Raw genomic sequence first — 14,561 nt, forward strand, 5'->3', positions numbered from 1 at the left:
CCGGCGGTCGCGAGCAAGAGGTGGGATTCAGTGAACTTTGCTGAGCTGCGGCTGGAGGACGTGACCCGCAGTTTCGCCGGCCACGACGCCCTGGTCGACCTGAACCTGACGGTCCGACGCGGAGAGTTCATCGCCCTGCTGGGGCCGTCCGGCTGCGGCAAGTCGACGGCGTTGAACTGTCTCGCCGGGCTGCTGCCGCTGACCCGGGGCAGCATCTGGTCCGACGACACGCGGCTGGACACCGTACCGGCGGAGCGGCGGGGCTTCGGCATGGTCTTCCAGAACTACGCCCTCTTCCCGCACATGTCGGTACGCCGGAACGTGGCGTTCGGGCTGCAGATGCGCCGGCTGCCCCGGGCCGAGGTCCGCCGTCGTACCGAGGAGGCGATCCGGCTGGTCCGGCTGGAGGAGCACGCCAACAAGCTCCCCGGTCAGCTCTCCGGCGGTCAGCAGCAGCGGGTCGCGATCGCCCGGGCGGTCGTACTGGAGCCGTCGTTGGTGCTGATGGACGAGCCGCTGTCCAACCTGGACGCCAAGCTGCGGCTGGAGATGCGGACCGAGATCCGACGCCTGCACCAGTCGTTGGGGCTGACCACGGTCTACGTCACCCACGACCAGGAGGAGGCGCTCTCCCTTGCGGACCGGCTGGTGGTGCTCCGGGCGGGCCGGGTGCAGCAGGTCGGCAGTCCGGAGGAGTTGCACACCCGGCCGACGAACTGGCACGTCGCCGACTTCATGGGCTACCGCAACCTGTTCCGGTTGCGGGCCGGGAAGCGTACCGGCGACGAGGTGGTGGTGACCGGCCAGGGCCTGCGCCTGGTCGGTACCGCGGTGGGGACGGTCGCCGCCGGGGCCGAGGTGATCGCCGGGGTACGCCCGGAGGACCTGCGGATCACCGACCCGGGAACGGGTGTGCCGGCCACCGTCGAGGTGGTCGAGTACCAGGGCCGGGAGGTGGCGGTCGAGGCACGGACCACCGACGGGGTGCAGTTCAACCTGCGTACCGAGCAGCGGCCGGCGGTCGGCGACCGGATCGGGATCAGCGTCGACCCGGCCCGGCTGCTGGTCTTTCCAGCGGATCCGGACGCGCCGGCTGCGGATGGGGCGGCTGCGGAGATGGCCGCTCCGCAGGGGGCGGCCGCGACCGGCGCTGCCGGGCCGGCGGGTGAGGCCGCCGCAGGCGGGCCGGTCGAGGGCGCTGCCGCCGGGCCGGTCGAGGGCGCTGCCGCCGGCGAGGCGGCGGGCGGGGCCAGCATCGGGGGGACCCGGTGAGCGCGACCACAACGCCGGGACGGACCGACGAGCCGACCGGGCAACGGTTGGACGTCCGGCCCCGGGCCCGGGTCGCGCTGCGGCACCGGCTCGCCGAGCGTGGCGTGGACCGGCAACTCCTGCTGCTCGTCCCGGCCGCCGTGTTCATCCTGGTGTTGTTCATCTACCCGTTCGGGTACGGCGTCGGGTTGTCGTTCCAGCCCACCGAGGGTGGGCCGTTCGCGGCGTACCAGGAGTTCTTCTCCGACCCGTACCAGCGGGACACCATCTGGACGACGCTGCGGCTGTCGCTGCCGGCGGCGCTGCTCAACGTCGCGGCCTCGGTGCCGATCGCGTACCGGCTGCGGGGACGGTTCCGGGGCAAGCGGCTGATCACCACGGTGCTGGTGGTGCCGATCACCCTCGGCACGGTGCTGACCGCCCAGGGGCTGCTGAACTTCCTCGGTCCGACCGGGTGGTTCAACCGGATCCTGATGACGGTCGGACTCACCGACGACCCGGTACGCCTGACCAACAACTACTGGGGTGTCTTCTTCTCCATCGTCATCACCGGGTTCCCGTTCGCCTTCCTGCTGGTGCTCTCGTACCTGTCGGGGATCGACCCGACCCTGGAACGGGCGGCGGCGACCCTCGGCGCCGGCTGGTGGCAGCGGTTCCGCCGGGTCACCCTGCCGCTGCTGGCGCCGGGGCTGGCGACCACCTTCTGCCTCACGTTCGTCCTGGCGTTCAGCGTCTTCCCCTCGGCGGTGCTCGTCGGTGACCCGGCCGGAACGACCCGGGTCATCTCGATCGCCGCCTACGACGCGGCGTACGTCCGGTACGACTACCCGTTGGCAGCCACCATCGCGGTGCTGATGGGTCTGGTGGAGCTGCTGGTCATCGCGGCGGTGCTCGGCTGGCGGGCACTGCTCTACACCGGCTCGACGGCGGGAGGGAAGGGCTGATGGTCTCGGTACCCGCCCCCGCCCGCCGCCGGCGGCGCCTGGTGGCCAGCCCGGCCGGCTGGCTGATCTGGGGCGCGGTGGTCTTCTTCTTCGTCAACCTGGCCGGGCTGATCGGCTCGGTGCTGGTCAGCTCCTTCGGCAGCCGCTGGTACGACACCTGGCTGCCGCAGGACTACACCACCCGCTGGTACGGCCAGGCCTGGCAGGAGTTCGGGCTGTTCCAGGTCCTGCTGGTGACCCTGCAGGTGTCGCTGCTGGTCGTCGGCATCTCCGTCCTGATCGGGGTGCCGGCGGCGTACGTGCTCGCCCGCCGGTCGTTCCCCGGCCGGCGGCTGCTCTACCTGCTGTTCCTGCTGCCGATCCTGATGCCGCCGATCACCTACGGCATCCCGTTGGCCACGGTGCTCTACAAGTACGGCTTCGCCGGGCACCTGTCCGGGGTGGTGCTGGCGAACCTGGTGCCGTCGGTGCCGTTTGTCATCCTCACCATGACGCCGTTCATCGAGCAGATCGATCCGGCGCTGGAGCGGGCGGCCCGGATGTGCGGGGCCGGGACCCGGCAGATCTTCGTCCGGATCCTCGCCCCGCTGCTCACCCCGGGGATCCTCGCCGCGTCGATCCTGGTGCTGGTCCGCACCGTCGGGATGTTCGAGTTGACCTTCCTCACCGCCGGGCCGGACTCGCAGACCCTGGTGGTGGCGTTGTACTACTCGATGTCGGCGGCCGGGATCCGGGCCCAGCAGTCCATCGACGCGATGGCGGTCATGTACACCACGATGATGCTGGTGCTGCTGGTGATCGCGCTGCGTTTTGTCAATCCGACCCAGTTGGTGGCCCGGGTGAAGGAGGACGTCGAGTGAGCGGTGGCGGCCCGGGTGGCGGAGGTCAACCGCCCGGGTCGCCGCTCGCGCCGGTCGTGTCCGGCGGCGTCGCCGGGCAGGTGGGGAGTCCGTGTGGCGGGTCGGGCCCGGGCTCCTTGGGCAGGTTCGTCCAGAGGTCCGGTATCCATCGGCCGTCCTCCAGTCTGTTCCAGACCGGCCACCGCGCCGGCTGGCCGGGCGCCGGATCCACGTCGGCGACAAGCTGCCCGTTCCGCTCCTGGCAGACCACCCGGACGAGGTCGTTGTCGAGGTACCCGTCGCGGTACCGGGACCGGGTGTTCGGTCCCGCGTACGTGTACACGCCGTCACCACCGGTGTTGACCACGGTCGCCGTGACGACAGCGGCATGAGCCGGCGAGGCGTTGCCGGTGACCACGACCTCCGGGCCGGCGGGCGGCGCCGCGCCCACCGTCCGGTCAGCGTCGGACGGGGCGTCGGCACCGCCGGGCAGCCCGTTGGTGACGATGGTGCCGAGAATGGCGAGCAGCCCCCCGACAACGGCGGCGGCGATCTCCTTGTGTTCCCTGGCGAATGTGCCGAGCCGGCGGGGCAGCCGGGCGAGACGGTGACGCGTTCGGGCGAGGTGCCGGGACGCGGTCCGCCAGCCGCCGGCCCCGCCGGATGCCACCACCACGGACGCCGTCGGCGGGGCGTTGGGCGGTGCGGGCTCGACGGTCGCGGACGTCTCGGCCGTGAGCGGGACGTGGGACGGATCCGGCTGGGTCATGGCAGCCCTTCGCGACAGGGGGTACGCGCAGAACCTCCTACTACAGAGCGAGTTTATCTCGTCACCTCTTGCGATCACTCCACTGTGTTCGGTGCGCCCGGACGGGCCGGCGGATTCAGTCGGTGAACATCCCGGCGAGGATCCGGGCGGTCTGTTCCGGGTTGCTGGCCACGAAGTAGTGGTCGCCGCTGACCAGGTGCAGGCTCGCCATCCGCTGCGCGGGCAGCAGCGCGGCGATCGCCTCCCGGGTGCAGAGCCGGTCGTCCGTGCCGAGCAGCACGTGCACCGGACGGCTGCGGACCCCCTGGAAGCCGTCGGGCGCCAGCGAGATGTCCCGACGGAACCGGGGCAGCAGCAGGCGGCTGATCTCCTCCGCGTTCAGCGAGGTCGTCGGAAGCAGCCCGGCGTCACGCAGCCCGGCCAGCAGGACGTCGTCGTCGTCCGAGACGAGCACGGGCCGGTCCGGCCCCGCGGTCAGCACCGGCGGGGCGGAGAGGACCACCTGTGCGCCGCCCAGTCCGTCACCGGCGGCATCGGCCACCGCCGCCGCCAGCACCGCGCCGAGGCTGTGGCCGAACAGCACCGACCGGTCGCCGAGGTACGGGGCGCCCGCCTGCCACCAGGCCCGAGCCGCGTCGTTGACGGTGGCGCCGTCGTGGTACACCGCCTCCCCCGCCACCACCCGCCACGATTCCGGCAGGTGGCGGGCCAGTCGGGTGAAGGCTCCGGAGGAGCCGCCGGCGTACGGGATGCAGACCAGGGTCCGGCCCGGCCCGTCCCGGAGCATCCGCATCCGGACCGCCACGGGTCCGGCCCCACCGCCCTGCCCCGCCTCCTGACCTGGTCCTCCGGACCCGCCAGCCGCTCCCCCGACCTCGCCGGGCCGGTGCGCGATCCCGCCGGGCCGGGCGGCGGGGACGGCGGGACGCGTCACCGGGTCGGCACCGGGACCCGGGCGGGTCCGGAGCCGGAACCGGGCCAGCTTGCCGGTGGAGGTGACCGGCAACTCGTCGACCACCTCGACCACGGCCGGTCGTTTGAACGCCGGTAGGTTCGCCCGGAACGCCGCCCTGGCCGCCCGGCGCAGCGCCTCCGGTCCGGTCCCCTGCGCCGGCACGAGGTACGCGACCGCCTGTTCCAGCCCGGTGTCGTCGCGCCCGCCGACCACCGCACACTGGGCCAGCCCGGGCAGGTCGCGGACCGCCGCCTCGACGTCGAGCGGAGAGACCTTGTAGCCGCCGAGGTTGATCAGGTCGTCGTGCCGGCAGACGTACCCGAGTTCACCGTTGGGTTCCTGACGGACGATGTCACCGGTGTAGGCACCGCCGTCGGCGAAGGTCCGGGCGTTCGCCTCGGGTCGGTCGAGATAGCCGACCGCGACCGAGGGGCCGGCGACGTGCAACCGTCCCTCCGCGCCGACCGGCAGGACCCGGCCGGCGTCGTCGCGTACCGTCAGCGTCGTATCCGGCACCGCCCGCCCGGTCGAACCGGGCCGGCTGCTCCGGGTCGACGCCACGATGTGCAGCACCTCCGTCGCGCCCAGCCCGTTGAGCAGCGGGACACCGAAGGTCCGGTCGAAGTCCACGCAGAGCGAGGCCGGCAGGTGTTCCCCGGCCGAGACGGCGAGCCGTACCGAACCGAGGTCGAGTGCCGGCTCCCGGCCCGGCTCGGCGGTCTCCGACCGACGGGCCCGGTCCAGCAGCGCGGCGTAGATCCGCGGCACCGCGCAGAGCACCGTGGGTCGGTGGCGGGCGATCGTCGCGGCCAACCGGAACACGTCCGGCGGCCCCTGGTGGAGGACGACCCGGGCACCGGCCGCGAGCGGGAACAGCAGAGAGTTGCCGAACCCGTAGCCGAAGGAGAGTTTCGCCGTGGAGAGCACGGTGTCCTCGGGGCGCAGGTCGAGCAGCCGGCCGAAGCCGTCCAGCACACCGTCCACCCCGGAGGCCGCGTGCAGTACGCCCTTCGGGTCGCCGGTGCTGCCCGAGGTGTACTGGATCAGCAGCACCTCGGCCGGCGGATGGCTGGCCGGCGGTGGTGCCGGGTCGGCGCCCGGCTCCGTCCAGTCGGCGCCGCCCCGGGGTAACCCGGCCAGTCCGGCCCGGACCGCCAGGTCGGCGCCGCGTTCGTCGGCGTGCAGGAAGCCCGCCCGGCAGTTCCCGGCGATGAAGCTGATCTCCGTTCCGGTCAGCATCGGGCTGACCGGGACCGCGACCGCGCCCCGCCACCACAGGGCCAGGACCGCCACGACGGTCGCGACGGAGTCGTCGGCGAGCACGAGTCCCCGGGTTCCGGGTTGGACCCCGGCCGCGGCGAGCCGCGCCGCATACCACCGGACGGCCCGGTACAGCTGGGCGTAGCTCAGCTCACCGCCCGGGTCGACGTACGCCGGCCGCTCGCCCCGTCCGAGTGCGAGTTGTCGGCCGAGCAGCCGCTCGACAAGGTTGACGCTCCCCACGATGACACCTCCATGATGGCCGCGTTTCCGCACGGCTCGACCGCCAGGACGAGCAGAGCCGTCGGCGAGGGTGAGTTGAGACAGTGGGCCACGGCACAGGTCACGGCGATCAGACCCCCGGCCGCGCCGAAGTCGCCCAGCACCCGCTCCAGGTGCCAGACCGGCTGGGGATGGTCCTTGGCCAGGGCCTCGACCAGCTCGACGTCCGGGGTCGAGACGACCAGCGGACCCGGTACCGGCCCGTCCGGGACGACCGCGCCCCGGACCAGGTCACGTGCCTGGTTGACCAGGTCGCCGGCGGCCAGGCCGGTCCGGTGGAACCGGCCGAGTCGCACCCCCGGCTCGACGTCGCGCCAGGGCCGTACGGCGAGGCAGCCGGCGCCCTCCGCCGCCACGAGGTGCCCGCTGTGGGCGGCGAGGCTCCACCGGCTCACCGTCGCCGAGCCGCCGACCAGCGCCCGGACCGCCGCGCCGTCGGCGACCAGGCGTCCCGCCTCGACCAGGGCGGACAGTCCGGCGGTCGGGCCACCGGTGACCGTCTCGTTCGGGCCGTCGAGGCCGAGCCGGATCGAGACCGTCGCGGCCGGACCGTTGAACGAGGAGGCCGGGCCGAGGGTGGGGTTGCACAGCCCCGGTTCCAGGGTGGCCGCCTCGACGCAGACGGTGCCGTACTCGGCGAGCCCCGAGGTCGAGCTGGCCCAGAGCACCGCAGCCGGCCCCGACGCGATCGCGGTTGCCTCCGGGCCGGCCCCGGGCGGCGCCGGCGGCGGGCCGTCCGCCTGCCTCCCGGCCGGAATCGCCGCCTGGCCCCTGACCGGACGGGTCGTCTGTTCCTCGGCCGAGACCGCCGCCGCGAGCGCGAGCCGGGACTCGTGCGGCAGGGCACGGAGTCCCCGGGCCGGAACGCTCGCCGGCAGATCGGGCTCGACCGGCGCGGTCACCCGCCACTCGACCGGCGCCAGGTCCGTCCCCGGGGCGTCGTAGCGGTGCCGCACCGGGGGCGGTGGCTCCGCCGCGCCGAAGCGCCGGCCGAGCGCCTCGGGCCGGGTCACGCCGGCCAGCCGGAGTCCCAGGCCGGTGACGGCCAGCCAGTCGCCGTCGGCGCACCGCCCGTCAGCCGGTCGTCGCACCGCTCGGCCTTCCGAACAGGACGGTCGAGACGCCGCCACCGAACCCGAACGCCTGACTGAGCACCGCCCGCACGGGGGTACGCCGGCCGCCGGGCTCCACCAGGTCGATGCCGGCACAGTCCGGGTCGGGCTCGACCAGGGTCACGTTCCCCGGCACGAGGTCCTCGGCCAGGGCGCGTACCGCGATCACCGCCTCCAGGGCGGCGGCCGCCCCCTCCGCGTGGCCGAACTGTCCCTTCACCGAGGAGACCACCGGGCGGCGGGGCCCGGGCAGCGCCCGAGCCACCGCCCTGGCCTCGATCCCGTCGCTGGCCGGCGTGCCGGTGCCGTGGGCGCAGATCCAGTCCACGTCGTCGGCGGTCAGTCCGGCCCGGTCGAGGCAGCCACGCAGCGTCGTCACCAGGCCGTGCCCCTCCGGGTGCGGCTGGGTGGGGTTGTGCGCGTCCGCCGCGGCGGCGCAGGCCAGCACCTCGGCGGCGGGGAGGCGCCCCCGGGCCACGACCCGGTCGGCCGGTTCCAGGACCAGCACGGCCGCTCCCTCGCCCGGAATGGTGCCCCGCCGGTTGACGTCGAACGGCCGGACCGTCTCCGGTTCGAGCGCCCGCAACGAGGTGAACATCGCGAGGATCTCCAGGGAGAGTTCGGAGACCCCGGCGCAGACCGCCACGTCCACCTCGCCGGCGGCAATCGCCCGGCAACCGGCGGCGATGGCGCTGTTCCCGGCCGCGCAACCGGGGGCGAGCAGAACGGTGGGGCCGGTGACCGCGACCGCCGCGCGCACCGGCGCCAGCAGGTCGTCCGGGCGGGCCCAGCCGCCGTCGGGCGGCACCACGAGCCGACCCGGGCCGATGCCCCGGTCGAGACCCGGCCGGGTCGCCATCACCGTGCCGACGAACAGACCGAGCCGGTGCCGACGGGTGCGGGCGGGCAGCCCGGCGTCCCGGAGGCCTTCCAGGGTGGCGGCGACGAGGTAGCGGGCCGCCAGCGAACCGGCAGCCGGCACCAGCGCGGCGAGCGCGGCCAGCGTCTCCGACGGCACCTCGGCCGCGGACCGCGCCGGGTAGCCGGAGAGGTCGAACCGGGTCACCGGTCCGGTCAGCACCCGCCGCTCGGTCACCGCCCGCCACAGCGCCTCGCTGCCGAGCCCGGCGGCGGAGACCGCGCCGACCCCGGAGACCACCACGGCGGGACGCCGGGCGGCGCGCGTGCGGTCACGGTCCAACGGAGATGCCCCGATTCCGGAGTACGGTGAGCGCGTCGCCGAAGTCCTGCAGACCGGCCGCCTCCTCGTCGGTGAGCCGTACCCCGAACTGCCGCTCGACGCGGACCACGAACTCCACCTTCTGCACCGAGTCGATGCCGAGATCCTCGTAGAAGGCCGCCCGCTCGGTGATCTCGTCCGGGCTGACCTCGAAGATCTCGGCCGCCAGGTTCCGTAGTACGGCGGCCGAGACCGCGTCCCTGTGTGCCAAGTCCGGCTCCTCTCCCGATCACCGCGTGCCACGTCCGTGGAAGTTGCGGGTCGGCTCCGCTCTGGGTTTTCCGAGGGGCCAACGACCGGGACTCACTTCGGATGCGACCGGATCGTTCGATCGAGCTGACCGAACAGGCGGTTGCCGCGATCCGATCAGGTCGATGCACCGCATCGACAACGGCGGCCCGCGACGGCCCGCCGGCCGGTCCGCGACATTCGTGGCCGACCCGACGCCGCAGGTCAGGGCAGCAGTGCCACGGGTTTGGCGTCGATGCGGACCCGGAACAGCACGTACGGTTTCTGACGGCGGTCCACCCCGCCGCAGTACGTCGCCTGTCGGTGCAACTGGTTGGCGGTGACGTAGAGGAAGCCGTCGGCGGCGACACACATGGTGTCCGGCCAGAGCAGCCGCGGGTCGTGTACCAGGGTCTCGAAGCCGTCGTCCGGCTCACGGCGCAGGATGGCGTTCTGCTCGTACGCGGTGAGGTAGAGCCGGCCGGCGTCGTCGCTCTCCAGTCCGTCGGAGCCGCTGCTTTTGTCACCCTCGTCCCGGACGGTCGCCTGCACCTGTTCGTCGTCCATCGACCGGTCCACCAGGGCGTGCACCGCGACGCTGTAGAACTGCCGGGACATCAGCGGGCAGTAGAAGAGTCGGCTGCCGTCGGCCGAGATGGCGATCCCGTCCGCGCCGAAGGTGAGCGGGCTCGGCGGACCGTCGGCCGGGCGTTGCAGGAAGGGCCGCCCCTCGACGATGGGCCGGAACGTGGACAACGGTGCCGCCTTGGTCGACGGGTCGTCGTGCAGGCGGCGCCAGCACTCGCCGGTGGCCAGGTCGACCACGATGATCCCGTTCGGCCCGTTCATGGCGGAGTCGGTGACGAAGGCGGTGCCGGCCGGCCCTCGCCGCAGGTCGAAGCGGACGTCGTTGACGTACGACGTGGGGAGCGCGACGTCGGGCGGGAAGACGATCGTCTGGGCGACGGTGTCGGTGTCGAGGTCGATCCGGACCAGCTTGGCGCCACCGGTGCGGACCGGCTGGAGCAGTGGGCTGCCGGTGTCCAGTACCCAGAGCCGGTCGGCCGGGTCGACCACGACGCTCTGCGCCGAGACGAACGCGCCGGCGTCGTCGTCGCCGGACGGACTGTTCCAGGCCTGGTCCGGGTAGGGCCGGCAGGTGCCGTCGCGCAGTTCGGCGACGGTCGCCTCGACGTCGTCGCCCCACTTGGGAAAGGTGACGAAGATCCGGCCGCGTCGGGAGACGGTGACGCCGGTCGGCATGGCCCCGGTGAAGGTGTGCACCACCTCGAGTTCACCGATCGGCTCGGCGCCGGCCAACTGGTCGCTCATCCGGACCTCTCCTCGGACGTCACGGCCGGGAACCAACGTGTCCGACCCGGACTCCGGGCCGCCGACCCCGCCGGGACCTCGGGCCGCCCACCCGACCACCGGGCCAACCCTAAGTCAGCACCGGCTGCGCCATGACCGGAATCGGCGAGTTCGTACCGGACACGAGGGCCGGCGCAGCGAGATCGGTCTATGTAAGAGTCTTACCATAGCAGATTAAAATTGGTTAGATACCTTCACGTCAGGCTCCCCTGCGTCGGGAAGGATCACCATGCCGAACAGATACACCCGCGGCCTCACCGTCCTGCTCGCCACCGCGCTCACCGCCGTCGCCCTGGTCCCGGCCAGCCCGGCCGCGGCGGCGACCGTGACTGTCGACAACGCCACCGCCGGCCGCTTCACCGCCAGCACCAGTTGGGGTACGTCCACCTGGTCCAGCCAGCGCCAGGGCCCCGACTACCGGTTTGCCACCCCGGACACCACGGCCAGCGACGCCGCCTGGTTCAAGATCGCCGTACCGGCCGCCGGCAGCTACCTGGTCGAGGTCTGGTACCCCGCCGATCCCGGCTACAACAGCGCGACGCCGTTTGTCGTGGTCACGACCGGCGGCAACCAGACGATTCCGGTGGACCAACGCGGCAACGGCGGGCGCTGGGTGAGCCTCGGCACGTTCCCGCTGGCCGCCGGCGACTACAACGCGGTCGGGGTCAGCCGGTGGACCAGCGGCACCGGCTACGTCGTCGCCGACGCGGTACGGATCACCTCGGCCACCGGCGGCACCACCTTCGCCATGCCGCTGCCCCGGACCGCCCTGCCCCGCAGCGAGTACGACGACCCGCACCACGACTACCCGGCGATCGACCTGCCGGTGCCGACCGGCACCCCGGCATACGCGGTCCGGGCCGGCACCGTGGTCCGGGTCAACGACAGCAGCTGCGGCCAGGGAATCAACCTGACCGGTACGGACGGGGCGGTCTACACGTACTGCCACTTCTCCGCCTGGTCGGTGGCGAGCGGGGCCACCGTCACCGCCGGGCAGCGGATCGGCACGACCGGCAACACCGGCAACTCGACCGGACCGCACCTGCACTTCGGCATCCGGACCGGCAGCACCCTGCGCTGCCCGCAGGCGTACCTGCTGGCCCTCTACGACGGCGTCACCCCGCCGGCCGCGAGCAGCCTGCCCACCAGCGGGTGCAGCTACTGAGCCGCCAAGAGGGGCCTCTCCGGTCGCCGGGCGGTAGCTGGTGGCGAGGGAGGGGCCCTTCCTGACAGTGGCGGCGCTACGGCTTCCGGGCCACCACGATGTCCCGGACAATCGCCTGGTCGACCCGGTGCACGAAGTCCAGGTACGGGTCCGCGGTCATGACCTCCAGCCCGGCGTCGGCGAGCACGGCCACCGCCTCCTCCCGGCGGGCCACGTTGGTGTTCCAGGCAACCCCGAGCGCCCCGCCGGGCCGGAGCAGGTCGGCCCAGACCGGCGCGGCCGCGGCGAGCAGTTCGAGCGGGCTGCGGACCAGCCGGTCGCCGCTGCGGCTGCCGTGCTGTACGCCGTACGGCGCGTCCGCGACGAGCAGGTCCTGGCTGCCGGGCCGGAAGAACTCCAGGCTCCGGGTGGTGTCCGCGTTCACCACGTCCAGCCGCTGGGTGTCGCCGGCGCGGTACGCCTCCTTGTCGGCCGCGAGCGACACCTGCAACCGGCGGCCGACCACCTTCCGCTCCCGGCGCACCGGCCCGGACTCGGCCCGGTGCTTGAGCCGCTTCCGCTTGAGCCAGGTCTGGATGTACGTCGCGTACGCCTCGAAATCCTGCTGGTCGCGGTCGACTCCGGCGGCGTCGAAACCGTACATGAGTGCCTGGTTCAGGGTGGTGCCCCGACCGCAGAGCGGATCGAGCACCCGAAATCTGCGGTCCAACATTTCCGGGGCCAGGTCCGAGGAGAGCAGCGTCACGTTCAACAGCAGTTTGGTGAACTGCTCGTTCGTCTTCCCGGGATACTTCGGAATGGTCACCAGATCGTCGTCGAAACGGTCGAGCCGGTGCAACTCGACCGGACGGAGCAGGCCGTCGACCACCTCGAACAGGGTGTAGATCGACGAGAGGTTGGCCAGGAACGCCACGTCCCGGTCAGTGAGGCCGTCGGCGGTGAAGGTGACGTAACGGACACCGCCGATAATCGTTTCCGCCGGTTCCGACAACCGGCCGCCGAGGACGGCCCGGTTGAACACCGCCAGTTCCGCGCGGGTCAGCGCCACCGAGGCGTCCGCGTAGACCCGGTTCGACGACGGAAGAATCAACAACGTGTATGTGCCCATGTCCCCTGCAGCATTCTTGGTCAACGGCCGGGATGATCGTAGAGGACGAGGTGGGCGGAACCGATGGACGGTTAACCGGGGCGCACGAACAAGGTGAAACCTGCGCCAGGACAGCGTGAACCTGCCGTGGGCCCGGGCCGGCCGGGTCGCGGCGCCGGTCAGGGACGGCGCAGCAGGCCGCCGTACTCGAAGAACCGGGTCTCGTTCGCACCCTGGCCGAGGTAGGGCCGGAGCGCCTCGTCGACCGGCGCGAGCGGCGGCTGGCCCGGATCGGGCCGCCAGGTCTTGACGTCGACCAGGCCGGGCTCCACCGCATCCCAGCCGGGCAGGAACGCAGCCACCTCCGCCGTGGTGCGGTTACGCCACGGGATGCCCATCTTCGCCACCATCGCGTTGCCCTCGGCCACCCCCGCCGGATCCGGGCCGGCCAACTGCGAGTACGCCAGGTAGCTGTCCGGCACGACCGCATCCCGTACCGTGTCGAGCACGTGCTGCACGGCCGCGTCGTCGACGATGGAGTGGGTCACCGACAGCAGCAGTACGCCGACCGGCTCAGAGAAGTCGATCATCTCCCGGACGGTCTCGTCGGCGAGGATCGTCTCCGGCTCGGTGACGTCGGCGGCGATCACCGTGGTCGTCTCGTCGTCGGCCAGCAGGGCCCGGCCGTGCGCCAGCACGATCGGGTCGCTGTCGACGTAGACGACCCGGGCCCCGGGCCGGAACTCCTGTGCCACCTGGTGCACGTTCGCCTGGGTCGGCAGGCCGCTGCCCAGATCGAGGAACTGCCGGATGCCCAGATCACGGGCAAGGAACCGGACCACCCGGTAAAGGAATCGACGGTTCTCCCGGGTGACGTCGAGGCTCGCCGGGTACTGCCGGCAGACGTGCAGGACCGCCGCCCGGTCGACCGGAAAGTTGTCCTTGCCGCCCAGGTTGTAGTCGTACATCCGGGCCGACGTGGGCACGTCGATGGAGAAGGCCGGAAAGCCTCCGTCGTTGGGGGCGGTCACAGATCAGCTCCGTGGTTCTGGTACGGACATCCGGGTAGCCACGCTGCTCGGGAAATCGTACCCAACCGGGAGCCGGGCCGGACCATCCGGTGTGGACGGTCCGGTCCGGCCCCCGACAGCCCGGTCGGACGCTGCCCCGCCCCGGTGGGTGCCGGACCGGACCTCAGCGTCCGCAGCCGATCCGACGTTCGCCCAGCGCCAGGTCGTCCAGCCAGAGGTCGAAGTGGTCCGGCACCGGTCCGGGCTGGTAGAGCTGCCAGCCGATCTTCACGGTGTCGGCCCGGGGCAGGACGAAGTCGACCGGGTTGCCGCCGTGCTCGGTGGTGGTGACGGTCAGATCCGGTTGCGGCACTCCGTCGATCCAGACGCCGATCCGGTTGTCGGTGGCGTCCCACTGCCACTCGAAGCACTGCCAGCGGTCCTCGGTGGTCGGCGCGGACTCGCGCCAGTTGGTCCAGTCGCCGGTCGGACCGCCGTCGGCACCGACCCCCCAGTACGACCCGCCCAGCGGCGGCGCCCACTGGCCGCCGATCGGCCGGACGATCTCGGCGCTCCCCGATCCGGTCGCCTCGACCAGGGTGAAGTGTGCCCAGTCGGGGGCGGTCGGGAAGGCGTCCACCCGCAGTCGCATCCGACCGTAGAAGCTGTTGCCCGGGGCGGCGAAGTCGTCGACCCGGAGGAAGGCCCGCCCGTTGCCCTCGGTGTGCACCCGCAGCACCTTGTCACCCCGGTGCCGTTCGACGGTGAGGGTGCCGTCCCTGGTGTCGATGCCCCAGGCCAGCGTCGCCGCGCCGCCGGTCGGCAGCCGCTCGAAGTCCTCGCAGAACAGCAACGCCCGCCTGCCGCAACCGTCGCCGTGTCCGGCACCGCCCCGGTCGTGTCCGGCACCGCCCCGGTCGTGGCCGCCGGCGGCCACGCCGTCGCCGGCCAGCGCCACCGGACCGCCGGCCAGTACCACACCCACGGTCAGAAGGAGGGGGAGCACGCGTCTCGTCAGGGCCACCAT

Annotated in this window: 13 protein-coding genes; 4 read left to right on the top strand and 9 right to left on the bottom strand. The window is 72.7% G+C overall.

Features of this window, described 5'->3' with window-relative positions:
* The first annotated feature begins 30 nt into the window (after positions 1-30).
* The 3 genes from ABGB05_RS08335 to ABGB05_RS08345 are packed head-to-tail and all read left to right on the top strand — an operon-like array spanning position 31 to position 3,076.
* Positions 31-1,272, top strand: coding sequence for an ABC transporter ATP-binding protein (locus ABGB05_RS08335; RefSeq protein WP_347652612.1), 1,242 nt, complete (start codon positions 31-33; stop codon positions 1,270-1,272).
* Positions 1,269-2,216: a sugar ABC transporter permease gene (locus tag ABGB05_RS08340; protein WP_347652613.1), complete on the top strand. Its 948-nt coding sequence runs from the start codon at positions 1,269-1,271 to the stop codon at positions 2,214-2,216. Before ABGB05_RS08335 ends, ABGB05_RS08340 begins: the two co-directional genes overlap by 4 nt.
* Entirely contained in the window at positions 2,216-3,076 is an 861-nt protein-coding gene (locus tag ABGB05_RS08345; RefSeq protein WP_347652614.1) for an ABC transporter permease subunit, read from the top strand. The genes ABGB05_RS08340 and ABGB05_RS08345 overlap by 1 nt, the downstream gene beginning before the upstream one ends.
* 25 nt (positions 3,077-3,101) lie before the next feature.
* Here the strand turns inward: ABGB05_RS08345 and ABGB05_RS08350 are convergent, their stop codons facing one another.
* The 6 genes from ABGB05_RS08350 to ABGB05_RS08375 form a co-directional block, all read right to left on the bottom strand.
* Positions 3,102-3,824 carry a hypothetical protein gene (locus ABGB05_RS08350; protein WP_347652615.1) on the bottom strand — a complete coding sequence of 241 codons (723 nt, stop codon included), beginning with the start codon at positions 3,822-3,824 and terminating at the stop codon, positions 3,102-3,104.
* Between the two features lie 115 nt (positions 3,825-3,939).
* The gene (locus tag ABGB05_RS08355) at positions 3,940-6,282 is read right to left on the bottom strand and encodes an AMP-binding protein (protein ID WP_347652616.1); all 2,343 of its coding nucleotides are present in this window, start codon (positions 6,280-6,282) and stop codon (positions 3,940-3,942) included.
* Positions 6,186-7,412 (bottom strand): beta-ketoacyl synthase N-terminal-like domain-containing protein, encoded by a 1,227-nt coding sequence (locus tag ABGB05_RS08360; RefSeq protein ID WP_347652617.1) that lies wholly within the window; start codon positions 7,410-7,412, stop codon positions 6,186-6,188. The genes ABGB05_RS08355 and ABGB05_RS08360 overlap by 97 nt, the downstream gene beginning before the upstream one ends.
* On the bottom strand, positions 7,396-8,634 hold the full coding sequence (locus tag ABGB05_RS08365; protein ID WP_347652618.1) for a beta-ketoacyl synthase N-terminal-like domain-containing protein: 1,239 nt from the start codon (positions 8,632-8,634) through the stop codon (positions 7,396-7,398). Before ABGB05_RS08365 ends, ABGB05_RS08360 begins: the two co-directional genes overlap by 17 nt.
* On the bottom strand, positions 8,624-8,884 hold the full coding sequence (locus ABGB05_RS08370; protein ID WP_347652619.1) for an acyl carrier protein: 261 nt from the start codon (positions 8,882-8,884) through the stop codon (positions 8,624-8,626). Before ABGB05_RS08370 ends, ABGB05_RS08365 begins: the two co-directional genes overlap by 11 nt.
* A 242-nt stretch (positions 8,885-9,126) precedes the next feature.
* The gene (locus ABGB05_RS08375) at positions 9,127-10,233 is read right to left on the bottom strand and encodes an L-dopachrome tautomerase-related protein (RefSeq protein WP_347652620.1); all 1,107 of its coding nucleotides are present in this window, start codon (positions 10,231-10,233) and stop codon (positions 9,127-9,129) included.
* A gap of 268 nt (positions 10,234-10,501) precedes the next feature.
* On the opposite strand from ABGB05_RS08375, the gene ABGB05_RS08380 reads away from it, so the two are divergent.
* Entirely contained in the window at positions 10,502-11,437 is a 936-nt protein-coding gene (locus ABGB05_RS08380; RefSeq protein WP_347652621.1) for a peptidoglycan DD-metalloendopeptidase family protein, read from the top strand.
* A 76-nt stretch (positions 11,438-11,513) separates the two neighbouring features.
* Here ABGB05_RS08380 and ABGB05_RS08385 read toward each other — a convergent pair whose 3' ends face one another.
* From ABGB05_RS08385 to ABGB05_RS08395, 3 genes are all read right to left on the bottom strand, one after another.
* Positions 11,514-12,545 carry an SAM-dependent methyltransferase gene (locus ABGB05_RS08385; protein WP_347652622.1) on the bottom strand — a complete coding sequence of 344 codons (1,032 nt, stop codon included), beginning with the start codon at positions 12,543-12,545 and terminating at the stop codon, positions 11,514-11,516.
* Positions 12,546-12,703: 158 nt separating this feature from the next.
* On the bottom strand, positions 12,704-13,555 hold the full coding sequence (locus tag ABGB05_RS08390; RefSeq protein WP_347652623.1) for an SAM-dependent methyltransferase: 852 nt from the start codon (positions 13,553-13,555) through the stop codon (positions 12,704-12,706).
* A gap of 163 nt (positions 13,556-13,718) precedes the next feature.
* Entirely contained in the window at positions 13,719-14,540 is an 822-nt protein-coding gene (locus ABGB05_RS08395; protein ID WP_347652624.1) for a hypothetical protein, read from the bottom strand.
* Positions 14,541-14,561: the final 21 nt, after the last annotated feature.

The organism is Plantactinospora sp. B5E13, from assembly GCF_039871775.1.
In the GTDB taxonomy this organism is placed as follows: domain Bacteria; phylum Actinomycetota; class Actinomycetes; order Mycobacteriales; family Micromonosporaceae; genus Plantactinospora.

Coding starts and splice junctions, on each gene's coding strand:
- ABGB05_RS08375 (WP_347652620.1), bottom strand. CDS start 10,233: ATGAGCGACCAGTTGGCCGGCGCCGAGCCGATCGGTGAACTCGAGGTG.
- ABGB05_RS08385 (WP_347652622.1), bottom strand. CDS start 12,545: ATGGGCACATACACGTTGTTGATTCTTCCGTCGTCGAACCGGGTCTAC.
- ABGB05_RS08345 (WP_347652614.1), top strand. CDS start 2,216: ATGGTCTCGGTACCCGCCCCCGCCCGCCGCCGGCGGCGCCTGGTGGCC.
- ABGB05_RS08350 (WP_347652615.1), bottom strand. CDS start 3,824: ATGACCCAGCCGGATCCGTCCCACGTCCCGCTCACGGCCGAGACGTCC.
- ABGB05_RS08380 (WP_347652621.1), top strand. CDS start 10,502: ATGCCGAACAGATACACCCGCGGCCTCACCGTCCTGCTCGCCACCGCG.